Genomic DNA, 19933 nt, shown 5'->3' with positions numbered 1-19933 from the left:
ACTTTTTAAAAATATGTGGTTCAGCGCCGCTAATAGCGGCGCTGATCACACTACGCATCAACTTAAAAGCGTACTTTTATTCCTGCTGATAACTCACTTACATCATTTTTTGAAACTTTATAATAAGTATACTTTAGTAATAATTCAGTCTGTTTATAAACCGAATAACCTAAAGCGGCACCTATATAAGGTTTGGTAGCGTGTTCTTTATACTCTAAGGGAGCTCCATCCGTGATGCTACTTTGTATTTTATACTGATGACGATAAGCGCCTAAAAATACCTTTGTACTTAAAGATTCAGCAAGCATATGTCGGTAACCTACTTCAGCTGCCACCCCTTTTGGTAACACCGGTACAAAGCGTGAATAATCTTGATGTAATTTATCTGCATCAGCTTTCACTGTTTGGGCAGTTAAATCGGCTCGACCTTCACCTAAATCAATATATCTTATAGCGACTTCCCAATTGGGTGACAGGTCATAATAAGCGCCAATTGACCAGCTAGTATCAGTATCATCAATAGAATCTAAATTAGCCTTGTTGTCCTTAGTTGCTAAAGAATGCTTTGCTTTAGACTCACCTAGCGTGGCCTCAAACGACCATGTATCAGCCATTGCACTGGTACTAATTAAACAACTAGTCGTTACTATTGCAAAGCTTGGAAGTATTGATCTTCTTCGACTAATAACAAGTACTGAAATCAGTAATAAACCCAAACCTCCCATACTTCCTCCTGATGACTTATTACTGATGGCCACTGATTTAACAGCGCTAACCGTCACTTTTACTTGTGCTGTAGACTTTGCACCTTTGCTATCTTTTATTGTGTAATCAATAATATCAACACCGTCAAAGCCACTTTTAGGTATGTATTGTAAAGTGCCGTTAATGTTAATTGTTACTGTGCCTTGAGCTGCAACTGCATTAACGACAAATAATTCATCACCATCAATATCTGAATCATTACGAAGTACATCTATTTCTATCGATGTGTTATCTGTGGTTGTTGCCGAATCAAAAACAGCTGTTGGTGCATTATTTATAACTAAGTTAACTTTAACTTGGCTGTTTGATGTGCCCCCTTTGCCATCACTAATACTATATTCAATAATCGCAACACCAACAAATCCAGCTGGTGGGGTATACAGTAACTGCTCATCAACAATACTTACATCACCAAAATCAGCCGTCGCGCCGCTTAAAGTAAGTGTATCGCCGTCCAGATCTGTATCATTTTTCAATACATCAATAGTCGCCGATTCTCCTGCACCAATTGTTATCTCATCCTGATTAGCCTTAGGAAGCTGGTTCGATGTACGAATAATTGCAACACCGCCTGGATCGACTATCGTTCGGTTCGCTTTGCCATCGTCATCATTAGGGCCACCATCAACAATTTGTAATTGTACACACCATGCACCTTCAGTTAGCCCTTGCGTCCACTCACTACCTCTTGGTGGAGGGCAATAACCAGGCTCACCTGCTGTAGAAAGTAATTGGTTGTCACCAGATGTATCAAAATCAATCCACTGTCCCTCTTTTAATTTTCTGTAAACAGAGTTTTGTGAGATTGGTTTTCTTTGCGGTATTACTATGCTGTAAGTATCTCCAGCATTAGGTAAACCTGTTGCGATAAAATCAAATAGTCCGCCTGTATTTACCGCGCCTTCATCTTCAGGTAATTCACTATCAAGCAACTGAACACCGCCCATTGCATTTTGTGAAACTGTAACCCCTTTTCTAACGCAAACGCCCGGCTCGCCTTCTACTAAGAACTTATCACTGTCTTTAACTTGTTCTTGCATGACATTACATTCACTGATTGCATCTAAATAATCAGGAATGCCATCACCGTCACTATCACCGTAACCTTCTTGTGCATCTGGGATAAGGTCACCATCGGAATCTTCCTGCCCTAGCGCCTCAAGTGAGGTTAATACTTCAACGTAAACATCTTTTGTTGTTGAGAGACTTGGCTCGCCAGAGTCTTGCGCTGTTACCGTTACTTTATAAATACCAGGAGTTAGTGATTGTGTTGAAAAAACAAATTCGTTTTCATTTACGCTTGTATTAAGGAGTTTATTATCCTCTGATACCCACTTTAACGTTACGTTATCGTTCGGATTTGCATCCTGAGCAACAGCTTTAATCGTGACAAGATCATTACCTATGGTAACAAGTGATCTTTGTTGAGAACCTTGTGTAATACTGGTACTAATAGTAGGTGCTACATTATTTTCAACAATAGTGATTGTGGCTGAAGACTTCGCACCTAAATTTAGTGTATCTGCCAGTGTAATTACAACGGTTTCATTGCCTTCCGTTTCGGAGTCTGCATACGTTGTAAAATTAACTTGTCCCTGCGTGCCACTGTTAATAACCAACTCTGACGACACTAAATCATGATCAGAGCTATCAGCAGTACCCGATACTTCATAGGCAATCGTCACTGGATAACTGGGTGCTTCACCATTTAAAAACACATTAAAGCTATGTGTTTTATTCTCAGCTATTTCGCTATTTTTACTAAGCGAAATAAGCGGACTCACGTTTACATTTTGCGTTGCGATTGCTTCAAGCCCGCTGCTGTCTACAGCTTTCCAGTAAACTAAATGCTTACCTGGCGCATACAACAAACTTGGGTTAACTAATGAGACTGCTAATTTATTACCTTCGCTATCCATTGCCGAAGGTACACCTAACTTGACCTTTGTAAACAACCCTTTTGCATTTACATCAATATCAGCCGGTGTTTCGATGGTTGGCAAATTTTCGGCTTGATTATTTAACGTTAATGTTGCTGTTGTTCTACTCATTTCTTTATCAGGGTCTTCAATCAAATAATTAATTTGAATGGTCCCTTTGGTGCTTGCCTGGGTCTGATAAACCAGCGTTCCCTCTTCAATTTGCACTGTTCCCACGCTAGCGTTAGCACTAACAATTACCAATTCATCGTCATCAACATCGGTATCATTAACTAACACATCAAGTGAGTAGCGATTATCAGCGTTGCTATTTAATGAATAGCTATCTGGATTAGCAATTGGCGCATCATTAATGGAAGCCACCGTAAAATTCACTTTAGCAATAGCAGATTTTTCCTTTGTATCATCTGCAAGATAATTAAAACTATCAGGGCCAAAATAGTCTGCATTAGGTGTATAAGTGAATGTATTGGCTTGCTTGGTTAATGTACCAAATTGAGGCTGCGACACAGCGCTAATTGTTAGTGTGTCTAAGTCTGCATCTGTAATATCAGGGGAAAAGCTAATATTAGAATCTTCATCAAGCTCTAAACTTAAGTTAGGTGCAATCGGAGCACTATTTGTTGATACCACTTCCAAGTTAAAAGGTGACAGGCTTGCCTGCTCGCTACCATTACTAACAGCGATAGTAATGTTTGGATAAAGCCCTACATTTGCCTTAGTGGGCGTACCCAATAAATTACCTGTTGCAGTATTGAAACTAGCCCAACTAGGCTTGTTAGCAATGCTAAACGTCAGTGCTTTATTTTGTGGGTCTGTTGCCGAAGGGGTAAAGTTATAAAGCTCATCTTGATTTACTTTTGTAGCTGCTGTGCCACTGATCTCAGGGGTAGTCGGTTTAGGCGCTTCAATTACTGTTATAGTAAATGATTTTTTAAAGGTTTCGGCACTGTCATCTGTTTGCACACAAACCGTATAAGCGCCCAGTGGTAATGCCGCTTTGGTTTCTAACGTGTTGCCATTGATTTGGAAAAAACTATTGCCCGCGCTTGTGGTACAACTACCCGTTGCAGCTGATGTAGATGAAACTAGCGAATAAGTATGACTGCTCGAATCAGCATCCGTAGTCGTTAATACTCCAACATCAGCACCTGCCCCCACAACTGATTCACTAATCGTAGAGCTTGAAAGGCTGATATCAGTAGGCGCATTATTTTCACCCACTACGATTACTGTAGAAGAGCCAAAACTACCAATTGCTCTATCTGCGCCACCATTAGATGTACCGCCACTGTCTTTTATTGATGTAAGTGTAACAACTCTATTGTCGGTGGTAGGCGAATCACTGGTATTTTTATACTGTAAGAACGGCACATAACTTTGCCATACTGCAGCTGAATCTGTTGCGGTAACCGTTACTGTTGCCGTTGAGCCACTTAACATAACCGTGTAGCTAAAGTTAACGGCTCCCGAATAAGTACCCGATGCATTGTGCTCTAAGTTGATAAGATCGGTGCCAAATTGAAGAAACTCATGGCCCGTATCTTTTACATTAGTAACTGTTAGTGATATTTGTTCAATATTTTGCCCACTCTCAACCGTGCTAACAGCAGCGGAAGAGAAGATAGCCACTGCTGAGCCATTTTCTGTAAAGGTTGGGTTAGCCCCGATTGCTGATACTGTAGGCGCATCATTAACAGAGGTAATACTGACTGACGCTTGATTAGTACCGGTGCTTTGAACCGCGCCATCATCAAATACATAGTCAAGCACAGTTGCATTTAAAGGCACATCTGAGTTGTTGGCATAGGTAATAGCTTGCGCAACAGAATCTACGATTGCAGAAGTGGCATTACTATTAAATGTTAGCGTTAAAGTGCCTGCCGAGTTTGTGGTAACAGTCCCTATATTATTAGCATTGTAACTAAATGTACTTCCCTCAGTTAATGTACTGAGTAGTCCCGAATGAGCAAATATATCTTCTGTACTTGCGCCATCGCGCCGGCGAATAGTCAAGCTAGCATTGTTGTAATCCCCTGCGTTGCTGTTAAGTGCATCAAGCTCAGCATCTGCAATTGTCATATCGCTATCTATTATCACTGTACTGCCATTTTCGATAAATGTAGCACCGCCATTAAGCGAACTAAATGTGGGTGCTGAGTTCGGTGAAATAAAAGTAATGATAGTATCAGGGCCACTATCAGTAACCGTAAAGGTAAGGTCGTTGCCTGGTGCGTTTGTAAGAGCAAGAGTTAGCTCAGAAATGTTAAAATCAGTGGCGTTGGTATCTACTTCTAATGTACTTGTGCCATTAAAACGTACGTTACTGGCTGAAAGCCCTGTAATACCAGCAATAGTAATACGATCGCCTGCGGCTAAATCGGTAATTGTATCGCCTGATAATTGAGATGAGCTACCTACAAAATTATCATTACCTGCGTTACCTGTTAACGTATCTGTACCAGCGCCTGGGCGTAAAGTATCGGCCCCAGAGCCACCTTTAAGTACATCATCACCACTAAAATCTGATGAGGTCATTGTTAAAATGTCAGCGCTAAATGCACTTGCATCTAGCGTCACTGCAGCTGTAATAGCACTGCCACTAGCATTAGAAAAAGACACAACGCCAGCATCAGTATTAAAATTATCGGTTAAGGTGATAGTCGTGTTACTGTTAGTGCCGATTGCCAGATTTTCAATACCCGATACCGTGGTGCTGGAAAAATTAAAAATACCACCATCCATAAGTTTTAGCGTATCAGCGCCAGCAGAGCCTGTAATGGCTGTATTAAAATCATTAATATTATTAACATCAATTGCTACTGTTGCAGCAGAGGCTAAGCTTAATGTACCAATATTAAAGAAGCCCCCTCCTGTGACATCCGCGCCATCAGATACGTTAACAATATCACTTGCTGTTGCGTCGCCTGTAAGGGTACCAGTGTATGCACTAGTGCCTATTGCAAACGTAACAACATCAGTAGCTGAAGTAGCATCCACATTGGTGTTACTGCTTGAAACTGTAATGATTCTAGTATTAGTGCTGTCATCACCCACGCTATAGCTTTCAACACCTGCTAAAGTAGTAAAATCGCCATCTCCGCTAATGGTAATAGACTCTGAGCCTGGAGCCGTGATTGTGCCTGAAAATCCTTGGTGCTGGCTGGTCGTCATGTTAACTGAAGCACCAGATGCCAAGGTTAGGTTATTTATATTATTTATGGTCCCAGCTGATATATTTGCACCATTACTTAAACTCAGTGTATCTGCAACAGTATTGTCACCGGTAATGATTCCAGTAAATGTAAGTGAACCTAAATCAAACGTAATTGCATCAGTCGCAGAGGTTGCAGTTACAGAGTGGCTAGCATTAGTGACAGTAACCGAGCGCGTATTCGTACTATCGTCATTTAAGGTATAACTTTCTATTGCCGAAACAGTACTTACATTACCATCTCCTGAAACAGAAATTGTCTCAGTGCCACTGCCTGATACTGTGCCAGAAAAACTCGCAAGCTGAGATGCGCCTAGGGTGACTGTGCCACCAGCAGCAACCGATAAATCTTCAAACCCGCTGACTGTCGCACCTGATATATTACCACCGTTGGTAACAACCAAGGTATCGGTACCAATTCCGCCCGCTAAAATACCCGTCGCACTCAGTGCATTCACATTAACCGTGTCGTCACCACCACTACCGGTTAGATTCTGTGATGCATTGCCTAACGTAAATGTATTCGCTGCACTCAACACATACGTTTCAACCGAACTATTACCAGTTAGGCCATCGGTCGCGGTGCTTATGGTAATTGAATCAGTGCCACTTGCTGTTATCGAAGGAAAGCTGTCGTGCTGCGCCTCAGTCATCGTCACTGAAGCACCACTATTTAATGCTAAAGACTCAAATGCACTTACCGTGGCATTACTAATATCAGCACCGGTGCTCATTTGCAGTACATCGGTATCGCCGCCGCCAGCAAGCGTACCTGTCACGCTCAATCCAGCAATATTAATAGTATCAGCATTGCTACTACCGGTAACATTTTGCGCGGTCCCAGCTAAAGTAATATTAAAAGCAGCATTTAAAACATACGTTTCTATGTCTGCATCTGCAATTACGCTGCTATCACCATCTGCACTTGCCAAAGTAAATGTATTTGTTCCAGCGCCATTTATCGTTGTAAACGCATCGTGTTGCAACTCGCTGAGCGTTAATGAGCCGTCATTATAAGTAGAGAGCGTTTCAAAGGAGGTTAAACTGGTAAATTGTGTGAGATCACTACCATCTATAACAATAATCTCATCTGTACCATCGCCACCCTGGGCTGTAGACCCTATAATATGGCTTGCTGAAGATACAGTTAAAACCTCATCATCACTACTAAACGTTATTGCCGGATTTAAATTTGTACCATCTAAGGTGCTAAAACCCGCTGCTGTAGAGCTAGCTGCTGTAAGATTAGCCACTGAAATTGTCGCTGTACGGCTAGTACTGTTTTCAGTGCCATCATTGATAACAACTGACACTGTCCGCGAAGTTGTGTTGGGCGACGAACTGGTATTGTTATACGTGATTGCTTTAAGGAAAGTGGTAACTTCAGCCGTTGTTGCAGTTGCACCTGTAATAGAAATTGTGTCTTGTAAACTAATATCTGATGCACCACTAATTCCACTCAGTGCATTTTGCGCACTGGCAGATACATTAAGGCCTTCTGAGGCGCCATCTTGATCATTTGTTAATGCAACGGTTATTGTTGTTATTGAGTCGCCATCACTATCACCGGCTTCAGCATCGGGTGCAATCACGGTAGCAGGGCTGCCTTCAGTAAACGCCGAAAAACTCCCTGTACCTGGAATCCCACCATTTAAATCAACAACTGGGGCGAAATTTGCTGGCGCAGCAGTAAATTGAATATTATCAACGCCCACACGAGACGAATTAGAAGGGTAATCATAACTCATTGTTACAGAATTAACCGATGTCCAGTCACCTGGTGTTAAGGTGGCAATAGAGCCAACAATAGCCGGATCATCCGCATCAATACTGACCGCCGTACCACTATCTGGTGTAAAAATATAAATACCATCTGGTAGATCAAAAATTTCACCCATTTGAAACTGGCTTATATTTATCGGTGAGCTAAAGGTAATGGTCCAAGTATCACTATTGTTAGAGGTGCCAGGATCTAAAAAGCCTGTAGTAAGGGTTATATTATTACTGTTTGACTGAGTTGCTGTTAATGTAATACCGTCTACCGTGGTCGTTAGCGTTGGTGTTCCAGAGCCAGATACTGAACTAAAATCATATGTCCCTGCAACAGCATGTGTGCTATAAATTGCGGACATAAACAAGGCTAGTTTTGTCATTTTATTATAGTTAACACACATGCTCTGTGGGTTAACATACTTGGGAAGTGCGAAATCAAAATGCATTGTTTAAATCCTTTATATATGCTCACTCATAGTAACTCGCTTTACTCTAACTTTCGCTAAAACTGGCGCTTACTTTTAACGAAAGTTCAAACTGTTGAACGTATATCATCGTCACTAAGCTCGATGATATACGTTTTCAAAACAACCAATTATAGTTTAAATAGCAGCTACAAGCACTATTAATTACACCTTAGCTAACAACATAACCAGAGTATGGCTAGCTCCTTGATGGGTAAATCCCCTGCAGAGCTACTAACCAGTTAAGTGGTAACAAGGGGTTAATTATTCCAATCGGTTCGGAACCCCCCGTTGCCCCTACAGTCACGGTTCCACCCTCACTGCCACCACCAGTTACTGTAAGACCCGGTATGTCTACTAAGTCAACCCCACCTAATCCAGGTGCCACATAGTTATCACTAGTACTACCTGCTGCTAAGTAAGTGCTTGTACTTGGCGTTGTAGATGTGCCTCCATTAGTAGCAACTTCAAGTTTTGCTGCAATAGGGCTACCACCACCCCAGGGCGTAAAAATAGCGGTATGAGAATGCGCTGGCATCTGGCTTGTAGCCAAACTTATGCGCTCAGTCCCCATCATTATGCCTTGTCGATAATCATGCCCTCCTCGCATCTGCCCTTGACCAACTGGGCTACGACCTCGTAAATCTGGCAAAGCAAAGGTGGTACGAGCATCGCCACCATACATCGCCCCAAACAATGAAAACAAAGCCGTATTCTCGCTAATTGCCTGCATCTGCCCCCAACACATACCCCAATTCTCAATGGTAAAAGTACCGCCGAACGCAGTAAGTGTGCCAATAAATGGTTCAGTCGCCATATTTAATTCCTCATAATTTATTTTATACTCTTGTTGCAAAACAACACAAACAGAGTGTGTGATATTTTCATTTTTGGGTAATAACCCGGTTGTGAGCTAATCGCTATGTGTATTTACATTGAACGTAAACTTAATCATCGGTGTTTATTCATTGTTTACTTGTTGAACTGTAACACCATCAGGTAAAAACACGGGAGGTATAAAAAACTCAGGTAATGAGATACGTCGGGCTTCTCCTGATAACACCTTATCAAGGCATACTGTACCAATATCATTAACACTCAATTCAAGCTGTGCAGCATCATCACTGCTTGCAAAACGCCAGTACAACTCCGTTGTTTTATAACGCAATAGCGCCATCTGTTCATATTTATCAAACTCACTTGGTGTTTCACAATGCTTGTCATGGAGGTTTTCTAGTTTTTGCACACCCAAAAATTGCACCAACAAAGCACCTATTCCGGGCACATCAATAATCACGCTTTCACCACTGGCTACAACAACCTCTCCTTTGCCTTCAAGCGGTGCTATTCTTTCTCCGCTTTGAGGATAAGCACCACCATTAAAAGGATACGCAATAAGCTCATACCCATAACGGTTGGTTAAACCTATTTTTATATTCATATCTGTCTCGCTTTTGAGATTAATGTCGCGCATAGTCAGAATGCAGGAGTGATAAATACAACAGCCAAACTACTATCGTTTCCATCTTAACTAAGCCTGTTAAAATATTTACTGCTTATCTTTTTACTTACCCAGTACCATGCCTGGGTCTATTGCAAACAGTAGTGCAAAACGGTAGCCATCAAGGTAGCCTTGCTGTGCGCCAATAATGTCTAACTTAAGCGCACTATCATGGGTTTTAATGACCAAACCTGTTTGTTTATCCAACTCAATAACAGTGCCTGGTTGAATGCCATGTAGCACGCACTCAACCTCAGTGGCTTGCAATAATTGAAATGCACTTTGCCCAACATAAAACACAGCACACCCCATATCAGCATTGCCTGCCCTTGCAATATTGACAACATCAGTACTGCTATGTTGATGCCAATTAATGACCAACTCCGAGTGCTGCAAAGTAGGAGCGAGCTTATTGCTGTTAGGTCTTTGCTTTTGCCAACGAAGCTCGCCAGTTTGGTCTAGTTGAATAAATTGAGAGACTAAATAAGGTAAATATTGTGCTACTTTTTGATGAAGACATTTGATGGTATCAAAGGGATGAATGTCTATTTCAACATCACATCCTATATCGCCACCATCTAACTCCTCTGTTACCTTGTGAATCGTGAGCCTAGTAAGTGGTTCGCCGTTACGGATTTGCCAATAAAGCGGCTGAGGCCCTTTGTAATCAGGCAAAGAGCTTGGGTGAACATTTGCCAGTGCGCCATTAAAATATTGAATTAAAGGCGTTTTGATTTGGTGTCTAAATAAGTAAATTAAGCCGCGATTAACTCTTAACTCATCTAGCTTAGCAAGGAATGGTTGGTCGTCTAATTTATTGTAATGCAGTATGGTTATTTGCTGCTGTTGCAGCCACTGTTGCAATTGCTGTAAGTCAGGATTTATCGCCGCATCTGGCAAAATAACACACGCTAATTGATCGCTTTTAATTAAATAATTAATTGCCGGTAAGCTCAAACAACTGCCTGTAAAAAAAGCATATTTATACATAAAATGTCCCTTCCTTATACCCTTACAGGCACAAACCCCGGTAAACCACTCAGCTGATAATAAAACTGCACCGTATCTCCACTATTGGCGACAAAATGAGTATGCTCAACGTCTTTGGGTTTGGTATCAATATAAAAGGTCATATCTGGCTTTGGATGTGTGATCCCTGAGTCATATTGCTCAATACCTTCTTGCGCGAATGTCTCTATATCAGCATATATAGCCAAAATTCGTTGGCTCATATCTTCCACATTAGTCGGCAACGTAATTTGGTTTGCTGGGATCACTTTTATGTTGTTTTGCAGTTCTAGTTCTTGCATGTTCAACAAGGTTGTTTTGTTGAGCTTAAGTATTTCTCCTAACTCAACTCTATCTTGCAGTGCCTGAGAGTCTCGGTTAAGTGAATGGCTATACTCAGCCCCTTTCCACTGCTGATTAAACTCTGTTTCGCCTATCACCAACATTCCTTTGATAGATACATTTTGCGGTATCACCCAACCATCGATATTCAAAAATTTAACTAAATGCTTAGCTATACTGAGTTGTCCTTCTTTTGTAAAACCATGCTGCATGGCTTCAACTATTAGCAAATCAAAATCGCTATCGGGTTCAAATTGTGTTGCATCTACCTCTAATGTTTGGTCAACATAACCTTGCAGGCCTAAATCTTTAACTAACTGATGTAGCGACAGCAAAGCACCTGGCTGTATGTCAACTAAAGTTACTTTGATTTGTTCCTCGGTATAAATTTTTTTCTCTTTGTAATAACTAAGCAGAGGGATTAGTAGTGGTGCAAAAGGCCCACAAGCAGGATATAAAATGGTGATTGATGGCAGATGCTCAAGCTTACCTTTTATTGCTTTATCAACCCCTCGTGCGTAACCTTGAATACGATACACATCTTTTATGGTATGTTTGCAGTTATGGGGAGACATTATTAAACCGGATATTGAGACATATTGCCGAGTTAACTGTTTTTGGCTAAGCTGAGCCAATGCCATTGATTGCACAGCATGATCATACATAGACTCAAAAGCGTTCACTAATAGAATATGCTCGATTTGCGTTTTGCTCAATACCAAAGTCATCGCATCTACAAAGCTTTTCTGCAAAGCTTGCTGGCGTTGATCCGTCGTTAATTTGGATTTTAGAAGAGATTCAAGCTGAGTTCGTATTGTATGCCTTAATAACTCATCAACTTGGGGATCTACGTATTGCAAACCTTCTATAGGTTTTGAACTTTGTTCTTCCATTGTGAACTGTTCCTTTGATGTCCAATTATTGTAATAAATTCCATTAGTGAACTAATACTATGTTCAGATCTAAGCTTAGTTGAAAAGTTTTAAGGTACAACTTTAACTTTCTTTATTTATATAGCTTTCAATTTATTTTACTTATATCAAACATCATAAAAATAAAAGGCTTAGTAAAACTAGCTTGATTTTGCTTAGCTTTATAATGAGCTCATATTTATATATTGTACAATTCGAGGTGTACTCCCCTTATTTGAACAACTACCGTGCGGTAATGTATGTCGCCATACAATTAAGCTACCTGCTTTTGCAGCTAATGGAGTACTGTGCCATTGTTGGCAATTAAAATGATGTGGATTGGTATTTTTAGGTAAACTAGCAAGCCAGTTGTCTATTTTTTTATGAAAGCCAGGTACACAACTGAATGCACCTTGTTCAGCGGCAACGTCAGTAAGGTATAGTAATCCTTGCGTTGCAAATCTGAGCGGTTTATTAAAGTTTATATCCCAGTGAAGATTTGGCCCAGGAAATCGCCAACTTTCTGTCTGAGGTGGATTAAAACTAAGCCTATCAGTGCTTACAGTTAAATTGTTTTCACCCCACAATTGCTCAAATACATCTCGCACCTGAGGCTGATGCCGAATAACCTGCATGGTTATATCATTAAAGATTTGTACCATAATTCCCTGTTTAAGTTCATGATTTCGATACCATGAAACAGGATTATGTTTATCCATATTCAAACGTTCATATACCATGTTACAAACGTCTTCACATAGCGTTTTTTCCACTAGCTCAGGAATAATAACGTAACCATTATCATCCCAGCTTTGCCACTGCTGCGATGTTAGAACGTAATGACGAGGCTGATTTAGCAATATTTTTTGTTGTTTAAGGCCCTTTTGCTGGAAAAATGCAGCTATCTTTTCATTTAACTCACTTTTAGCCGTCTTTGAAATAGCCATACCATAATGCTGCTCTACCCAGTTTTCGAATGTTAAAAAACTATCACTCGCAAAAATAGACTCTATTGTCGGTGTGAGCCCTAAGCCTAAAATATCCATGATCATCACATCGAGTGACCATTCATCTTCTATTATTTTTTTATCTGCACAGCCTTGCTTTTGAAACTGTACTTTGTGCCACATTCGCTTTAATTGAAATAAACCTAAACGCCCAGTTTCGTTATAACAGGGCAATATGCTCTGCATTGTTGTTTTCAGAGGAGGTACTTTTACTCTCAATTCATTTTGCATAATAACTCCTTTTCGCGCCTGATTTTAGACAAGCAAAACACCTTAAATTGATTTATTAACGCTGACTAAACTTAGTTAGAATAGAGTGCTATATTATTGTAAGCAACAATTGTAATTGCTAAATACAGGGAGTGGCATGGACACTGAGATTGAAAAAATTCTCGCCTTTCTTACTCATATCGGAATAAAGCACCGGTATCAAACCTTAGACGAAAGAACTTTTTTGCCCGGCCTTAAGCTAGAAAAAGGCGTTTTATTGCTTGATTTTGTCAATGGGTTCTATCCTGGTGATATCCTTCATGAGGCTGGGCATATTGCTGTCTGTGAGCCAATTTTTAGGCCCCTATTAGATGCTGACTTTTATAAGAATGGCTTGCTTGCGGGCAGAGAGAAACAAGCTATGCACGCAGAAGAAATGGCTGCGACAGCTTGGGCTGTTGCAGCAGCTATTCATTTGTCATTATCACTAGATATTATCTTTCATAAAGATGCTTATAAAGGTGCGAGTAAGACTTTAAAGCATGCTTTTGAAAATGGGAATGGTTTTGGGTTTCCATTATTACAAGCATGGCAAATGACTTGCCCAAACAAAGGTTACCCTGTAATGGTCAAGTGGATCAGAGACTGTCGCTGGATAGAAACGCTTCCAAATATATAGTTTGCAAAAAATGGATGAACTTTGTTTAAAATAAAAAGGACAATTTAATTTATGAAAATATCCTCAAATAAACATGACTTTTTCCTAAAAAACGGTTTTGTTCACTTTGAAAATGCACTTTCGATAACATTACTTAAAAAATTACAACGTTTTTCAGATAAATTAGAAGCATTAGCACTAGAGAATTTTCACAATGGGCAACTCAATAATCAATGTTGTATCTCAACAGACTCAGGTGTGCCTCGTCTTTTTCGTTATAACGACTTACTATTCGAGTCACCTGAATTAATAATTGAACTATTAGCTAGCCCACCACTCATCGAAGTTTATAAAGAATTGGTAGGAGATGGCGCAGTCCCCTTGCAATTAGATGTAGCTTATAAATACCCGTACCCACACCCTCATATTACCTGGCATCAGGATGCTCCTCATTCTAGGCAATATCCTTATTTAAATATTGGTATATACCTTGATGACGCTCTTTTAGAAGATGGCTGTTTACGCTACGTACCAAATACCCAGCATAAAGTTTTAGATATTTACAAACTTTCCAATCAATATGGGTGGGATATTCCTAATGTAGTACAACAACCCGCTAAAGCAGGTGACATCATAGTTCATGACATAATGGTTTTACATAGTTCAGGAGTAAAGCGCAGCCAAGGTGCAAGAAGAACACTGTATGTTGAATTAAGGCCAATTTTAGGGATTACCGAAAGTGGAAAACAAACTAAGGAGTGGGCCGAACTGAGAAAGCAATGGATGGCACATGTAATTAAAGCGGCAGATCCAAACAGTATTCCGCAAGCTTGGCATGAATTTTACGGCGAACCTAAATACGATTTAAGTACCTTGGTTAAGCTCATTAAAGCCAAGCCTGAAGCACCCATCCCTTCGATTCATGCCCATAAAAATGTAGTTCATCCAAATTACCCTACTCCCAAGGATTTACGCTAAAATCACATATAATTTGAAAGTATTCATTTTCCATTAGGGTCTGATGACCTTTCAGGACTAGAATTAAACAATCACTCAAAGGAATATACGTGCTTAATGAACACTTTACACCAAAACAACGTGCATTGATATGCGCTGATCTAGCTCATTTACGCTTATTAGCTGATTTAAAACTTGCACCATCAATTCCTTACTTTGCAGAAAAACCTTACCCTATTGGCCGCTGTAGAGAAATACGCGATGAGGTATTTGCACTACTGCAAACGGAATTACCTACCACTAAAAAATCTGGGCTCAGTTTATTAAAAAATCTAATTGTACAAGGTAACTCTTTACAAAAAGCATGGGGCTCACTGCAAGATCAGTACTTTCAAAACGCATTGATACTTGGTCCTTGGTATATTGATGTTGCTAACGACACCGTAAATGCCAATAAACCTAGAATAGAGATTTTATCCTTAGCTACCTCAAACTTTACATCAATAAAGGATTTTGATCAGTTTGTAAAAATAGCTCGTCGCTATTGGAAGGTTGACGTGTATAGAAATGATGTATGCCCAGCGCTTGCGCCTTATATGCCACTTTTATGTGTGGGCACCAGTGGTACAAGTTGGCTAGGGGCCGCAAACGACGATATGCTCAATGTCGCTATTAATAGCAACTTTGAGGAGTCTAAACGTATTTTGGACTCTTTGCCCTGCGCGCCAGTTAAAGTCAAAGAGCGCTGGAAAAAAGTATTGAGCAATTTCGACCATAATGATTTTTTATTAAGTGTCGGAGAGCCTGTCTCGTATTGCACTACGTATAGTAAACACTCGTACCAAACAGACCTGACAAAACGTGATGCTGCTGTTACTGCATACTTGTCTTTGCCTAAATCTGTTTAGCCAGTGCTTAACAAAAAAACTTTATTTACATTTCCAGTTCCAACATAGTTACTGGTTTAACTAACTTCCAATATATCAGTCTATAAATTAAGAAATAATAAGCTCAAATAATATTTCATGCCACAAAGCTAATGAAAAAATGCTATGGTTAAGATATCGATTATGACCTCAAGGAATGGCTCATGAACCAACAAACTGTACATACTTATTTAATGAACAAACCGTTAGTTAAACTAACGCAACCTTTTGCTAAAGATGTTGATGTATATAAAGTAAACCATAAGATGTTCGCCACCCTTGCACTGAGCAATGAGGGTGAAACCGATGAAAACGGCGAACCTATTTGGTGGCTAAACTTAAAGTGCGACCCTGATGAAGCACAGTCATTACGAGATATTTTTCCTTCGGTGATTCCAGGTTATCATATGAATAAACGCCTTTGGAATACAGTGATTTTAGACGGCTCAATACCACAAGGTGAAATTGAGCGTATGATTGATAATTCATTTAATTTGGTGGTCGACAACATGCCAGATAAAGACAAACAGGCTATTGAAGCCTTACTGTAAATAAGCGTATATATCTCTATATTTTCTGATTATCAAACATAAAAAAAGCCGCATAATTTGCGGCTTTTTTACGTTAACTTAAAACATTAATCTTTGTGCTCAGTCATCTCATTTTGAGTATCAGTCGATTTATCATCTGACTGATCTGACTCAACTTCAGCTGTTTTAGTGACTGTAGTGTAAAACTTATCGCCTTTATCAGCCATTGCAACCAGTGATTCACAGGGTGCAAAAATGGCATTGCTGTTAGCCAGTGTAGACATATCAGAGCTTATTTTACTCGCACCTAATTTGTCCATGTAGCTAAACGGGCCACCTAAGAACGGTGGGAAACCAATACCAAAAATAGCACCAATATCACCATCACGCGGGCCTGCGATAATACCATCATCTAAACAACGAGCCGCTTCATTAAGCATTTGTGAAACACAGCGCTTAGCAATCTCGTTTTTATTTAAACGTGGGGCTGGGGTTACACCTAGTAGCTCATAGACTGACTCATCGACCTTTTTGCCTTTCTTGTCGTATTCATAAAAACCGCGCCCTGTTTTACGACCAAGACGTTTTGAATCAATCATGCGCGAGAAAGCATCAGGCCCTTTAAAGCGCTCACCCAATTCTTTTTCAAGAATTGGCGCAATTTTAGATCCAATATCAATACCCACTTCGTCCAGCAGTGCCAACGGTCCAACCGGAAAACCAAACTCGACTAAGGCCGCGTCTATTTTTTCAATCGGCTCACCAGCAAGCATTAAGTTCGCCGCTTCATTAAGGTATGGCGCTAAAATGCGGTTTACATAAAAACCAGCCATATCTTTTACCACAATTGGTGTTTTACCTTGCTTACGTGCAAAGTTAACTACACGAGCAATGGTTTCTTGTGACGTGCCTTCGTGAGGAATGATCTCAACCAGTGGCATTTTCTCTACTGGCGAGAAATAATGTAAACCAATTACATTTTCAGGGCGTTCTGCTTTTGCTGCAATTTGCGAAATAGGTAATGACGAGGTATTACTTGCAAAAATAGTATTAGCTTGGCATTGCTGCTCAACATCAGCAACCATACCTTGCTTAAGCTCTAAATCTTCAAATACTGCTTCTATCACTAAATCTATGTGCTTAAAGCCGCTGTAATCCGTAGTGCCAGTAATGCGGTTCATGGTTAACTGCATATCAGCTTTTGACATAATGCGGCGCTTAAGGCGTTTATCTAAGATTTTGTAAGTGTAGTTCATGGCATTACTTATGCCCTGCTCTGCCACATCTTTAATGCGTACCGGTAATTTAGCCTTAACCGCGCTCACGTGGGCAATACCTGCGCCCATTAATCCGCCACCTAACACAGCAGTTTTGCTAATCGCAGGAGCGTCATCGTTGCGCCATTCTTTTTTCATTTCAGTGGTTGCAAAGAAAATACCGCGAAGTGCTTTAGACTCATCACTCATTACTAACGTAGCAAAGCCTTCGGCTTCGGTTTTATACGCTTTCATTTCATCAAGCTCTACGCTTGCACGAACCGCTTTAATAATCGCAAGCGGCGCTGGGTAATGACCACCGGTTTTTTTAAGTACGTTTTCTTTAGCTTTTTTAAAGATAAAGTTACGACCAAACGGGTTTGATTCTAATAGCTTACTGATCTTATCAAGTTTAGGCTCTTTAGCTTGTGGCTTTTTCTTCGCCGCAAACTCTTTAGCCACTTTTAACAGTACGCTTTGTGGTACACAATCATCCAATACACCGGCTTTTTTTGCTTGTTTAGGACGAATTTGTTTTCCGGTTAGCATCCACTCAAGGGCTTTTTGAATGCCCACGATTTTAGTTAAGCGTTGTGTACCACCACCGCCAGGTAATAAACCAAGTTGCACTTCTGGTAAGCCAATTTTTGTTAAATCACTATCGGTACCAACACGATAATCACAGGCTAAAGCAAACTCTAAACCACCACCTAAAGCAGGGCCATGTATAGCACTAACCGTGGTATACGGTAGTTTTTTCATATCAAAAAATGCTTGATGACATAACTCACTAATAGCTAATGCATCTTCGCGTTTTTCAACACCGTCTAACATTTTTACATCGGCACCGGCAATGAAGTTATCACTTTTGCCACTAATAAATACCATCCCCTTAACAGCATGCTCTTTAGCCTGTGCTAATAATGCTTTTAAATCGTCAGCAAAGCTGTCACGCAGGGTATTCATTTTTTCACCCGGCACATCAATGGTTACCACGGCTATTTTGTTATCATCAACCGTTAAATTAAATACTGAATCTGTCATTACGCACTCTCCAATACAAAGGCTGCACCTAAACCACCCGCAGCACAGGCAGTCGTTAACGCTAAACCACCGCCACGACGCTTAAGCTCGTATAAGCTTTGTGTAATTAAACGCGCGCCGGTTGCCGCAAATGGGTGACCATAAGCGAGTGAACCGCCGTTAACGTTAAACTTATCCATGTTAATTTCACCTATGGCTTTATTACGCCCTAAGTGCTCTTGTGCAAATTTATCTGAAGCAAACATTTTCATATTCGCTAAGGTTTGCGATGCAAACGCTTCATGCATTTCAATAAGATCTAAATCAGCTAGCGTAATACCTGCTCTATCAAGCGCGATTGGCGTTGAGTGAGCAGGCCCCATTAGCATGTCTTTTTCTACGCCTATGGCTGAAAACGCAAAACTGCGTACGTAGCCTAATATTTCGTAACCCAATGCTTTTGCTTTGCTTTCACTCATCATTAACACTGCAGCTGCGCCATCGGTTAATGGGGTTGCATTAGCGGCAGTCACAGAGCCGTGCTGACGGTCAAATACGGGTTTAAGCTTGGCATAACCCTCAACCGTTGAGTTTTTACGAATATTGTTATCTTCTTCAATAAAGCTTTTATAAGGCGGTAAGTGCGCCGTCATTACTTCATCTTTTAACTTGCCATCGGCCCAAGCTTGAGTTGCTAATGAGTGAGAACGATGTGCTAAAGCATCTTGATCTTCACGGCTAATATTATGGGTTTTAGCCATTTGCTCAGCTGTTTGTCCCATTGATAAACCCGTTGAGTACTCAGCAACCGCTGGCGGCACTGGTAATAAATCTTTTAAACGTAGTTTTGAGAATATTTTTAAACGCTGACCAAGCGTACGGGCTTTGTTTAAATCGACTAAACTGCCGGCTAATTTTTTACTTACACCAATTGGCAATACAGACGATGAATCGGCACCACCAGCAATACCCACGTTTACAGAGCCTGCCATAATAGATTCGGCAACATTTGCAATTGCTTGAAAGCTAGTTGCACACGCACGTGACACTGAATATGCATCAACGCCCACTGGCATACCTGTACCTAATACAATTTCACGTGCAATATTTGGCGCTTCTGGCATTTGTACTACTTGACCAAAAACCAGTTGATCGATTTCTGACTTGTCGAAATTTAATCGCTCAAGCATTTCATTAACTACTAGCTTACCCATATCCAATGCTGGTACATGGTGAAACGCAGTTGCTTGCTTAGCAAAAGGAGTACGTAGGCCGCTTACAATGGCAATACGGTCGCCTTTTGGTGTTTTAAGTATGTTTTGCTCAGACATTTATTATTCTCTCCCGCTGACAGGTCAGACCTGTATGTTTTCCTCGATTCTAAACAACCCGTGTGATAAAGCCAATAGATAAACGTAAATTAATCATAAAGCGCCATTGTAAATCAC

12 protein-coding genes are annotated in these 19933 nt (G+C 40.5%); 4 read left to right on the top strand and 8 right to left on the bottom strand.

What is annotated here, in order from left to right; translation table 11 throughout:
• Window positions 1–62 precede the first annotated feature (62 nt).
• The 6 genes from FHG08_RS08850 to FHG08_RS08825 form a co-directional block, all read right to left on the bottom strand.
• The gene (locus tag FHG08_RS08850; protein WP_178955570.1) at window positions 63–8138 is read right to left on the bottom strand and encodes an Ig-like domain-containing protein; all 8076 of its coding nucleotides are present in this window, start codon (window positions 8136–8138) and stop codon (window positions 63–65) included.
• Window positions 8139–8355: 217 nt separating this feature from the next.
• The gene (locus tag FHG08_RS08845) at window positions 8356–8973 is read right to left on the bottom strand and encodes a phage tail protein (protein WP_178955568.1); all 618 of its coding nucleotides are present in this window, start codon (window positions 8971–8973) and stop codon (window positions 8356–8358) included.
• Window positions 8974–9117: 144 nt separating this feature from the next.
• On the bottom strand, window positions 9118–9597 hold the full coding sequence (locus FHG08_RS08840; protein WP_138606251.1) for a hypothetical protein: 480 nt from the start codon (window positions 9595–9597) through the stop codon (window positions 9118–9120).
• Between the two features lie 123 nt (window positions 9598–9720).
• The gene (locus tag FHG08_RS08835; protein ID WP_178955566.1) at window positions 9721–10647 is read right to left on the bottom strand and encodes a formyltransferase family protein; all 927 of its coding nucleotides are present in this window, start codon (window positions 10645–10647) and stop codon (window positions 9721–9723) included.
• A gap of 14 nt (window positions 10648–10661) precedes the next feature.
• Window positions 10662–11900 carry a hypothetical protein gene (locus tag FHG08_RS08830; protein ID WP_178955564.1) on the bottom strand — a complete coding sequence of 413 codons (1239 nt, stop codon included), beginning with the start codon at window positions 11898–11900 and terminating at the stop codon, window positions 10662–10664.
• A gap of 200 nt (window positions 11901–12100) precedes the next feature.
• Window positions 12101–13156 carry a phytanoyl-CoA dioxygenase family protein gene (locus tag FHG08_RS08825; RefSeq protein WP_178955562.1) on the bottom strand — a complete coding sequence of 352 codons (1056 nt, stop codon included), beginning with the start codon at window positions 13154–13156 and terminating at the stop codon, window positions 12101–12103.
• A 136-nt stretch (window positions 13157–13292) separates the two neighbouring features.
• On the opposite strand from FHG08_RS08825, the gene FHG08_RS08820 reads away from it, so the two are divergent.
• The 4 genes from FHG08_RS08820 (at window position 13293) to FHG08_RS08805 (ending at window position 16227) form a co-directional block, all read left to right on the top strand.
• Entirely contained in the window at window positions 13293–13814 is a 522-nt protein-coding gene (locus FHG08_RS08820) for a hypothetical protein (protein ID WP_138606259.1), read from the top strand.
• Between the two features lie 51 nt (window positions 13815–13865).
• Complete coding sequence (locus FHG08_RS08815) at window positions 13866–14771, top strand: phytanoyl-CoA dioxygenase family protein (protein ID WP_178955560.1); 906 nt, start codon at window positions 13866–13868, stop codon at window positions 14769–14771.
• Window positions 14772–14860: 89 nt separating this feature from the next.
• Window positions 14861–15658 (top strand): hypothetical protein, encoded by a 798-nt coding sequence (locus tag FHG08_RS08810; RefSeq protein ID WP_178955558.1) that lies wholly within the window; start codon window positions 14861–14863, stop codon window positions 15656–15658.
• 182 nt (window positions 15659–15840) lie between these two features.
• Entirely contained in the window at window positions 15841–16227 is a 387-nt protein-coding gene (locus tag FHG08_RS08805) for an MmcQ/YjbR family DNA-binding protein (RefSeq protein WP_054202136.1), read from the top strand.
• An 86-nt stretch (window positions 16228–16313) separates the two neighbouring features.
• Here the strand turns inward: FHG08_RS08805 and fadJ are convergent, their stop codons facing one another.
• A complete protein-coding gene (gene fadJ, locus FHG08_RS08800) occupies window positions 16314–18506 on the bottom strand; it encodes a fatty acid oxidation complex subunit alpha FadJ (protein WP_178955556.1) in 2193 nt (730 codons plus the stop codon).
• Window positions 18506–19816 (bottom strand): acetyl-CoA C-acyltransferase FadI, encoded by a 1311-nt coding sequence (gene fadI, locus FHG08_RS08795; protein ID WP_010391348.1) that lies wholly within the window; start codon window positions 19814–19816, stop codon window positions 18506–18508. Before fadI ends, fadJ begins: the two co-directional genes overlap by 1 nt.
• Between the last annotated feature and the right edge of the window lie 117 nt (window positions 19817–19933).

This window comes from Pseudoalteromonas sp. Scap03 (genome assembly GCF_013393115.1).
Classification (GTDB): domain Bacteria; phylum Pseudomonadota; class Gammaproteobacteria; order Enterobacterales; family Alteromonadaceae; genus Pseudoalteromonas.
Note: the sequence above shows the minus strand (reverse complement) of the source record. Positions and strands in the feature narration are given on the sequence as shown.

What these genes read in the sequence shown, in the direction of transcription:
- FHG08_RS08845 (WP_178955568.1), bottom strand. Translation starts at nt 8,973, where the DNA reads ATGGCGACTGAACCATTTATTGGCACACTTACTGCGTTCGGCGGTACT.
- FHG08_RS08835 (WP_178955566.1), bottom strand. Translation starts at nt 10,647, where the DNA reads ATGTATAAATATGCTTTTTTTACAGGCAGTTGTTTGAGCTTACCGGCA.
- FHG08_RS08805 (WP_054202136.1), top strand. Translation starts at nt 15,841, where the DNA reads ATGAACCAACAAACTGTACATACTTATTTAATGAACAAACCGTTAGTT.
- fadJ (WP_178955556.1), bottom strand. Translation starts at nt 18,506, where the DNA reads ATGACAGATTCAGTATTTAATTTAACGGTTGATGATAACAAAATAGCC.
- FHG08_RS08820 (WP_138606259.1), top strand. Translation starts at nt 13,293, where the DNA reads ATGGACACTGAGATTGAAAAAATTCTCGCCTTTCTTACTCATATCGGA.
- FHG08_RS08825 (WP_178955562.1), bottom strand. Translation starts at nt 13,156, where the DNA reads ATGCAAAATGAATTGAGAGTAAAAGTACCTCCTCTGAAAACAACAATG.
- FHG08_RS08840 (WP_138606251.1), bottom strand. Translation starts at nt 9,597, where the DNA reads ATGAATATAAAAATAGGTTTAACCAACCGTTATGGGTATGAGCTTATT.
- FHG08_RS08830 (WP_178955564.1), bottom strand. Translation starts at nt 11,900, where the DNA reads ATGGAAGAACAAAGTTCAAAACCTATAGAAGGTTTGCAATACGTAGAT.
- FHG08_RS08850 (WP_178955570.1), bottom strand. Translation starts at nt 8,138, where the DNA reads ATGCATTTTGATTTCGCACTTCCCAAGTATGTTAACCCACAGAGCATG.
- fadI (WP_010391348.1), bottom strand. Translation starts at nt 19,816, where the DNA reads ATGTCTGAGCAAAACATACTTAAAACACCAAAAGGCGACCGTATTGCC.
- FHG08_RS08815 (WP_178955560.1), top strand. Translation starts at nt 13,866, where the DNA reads ATGAAAATATCCTCAAATAAACATGACTTTTTCCTAAAAAACGGTTTT.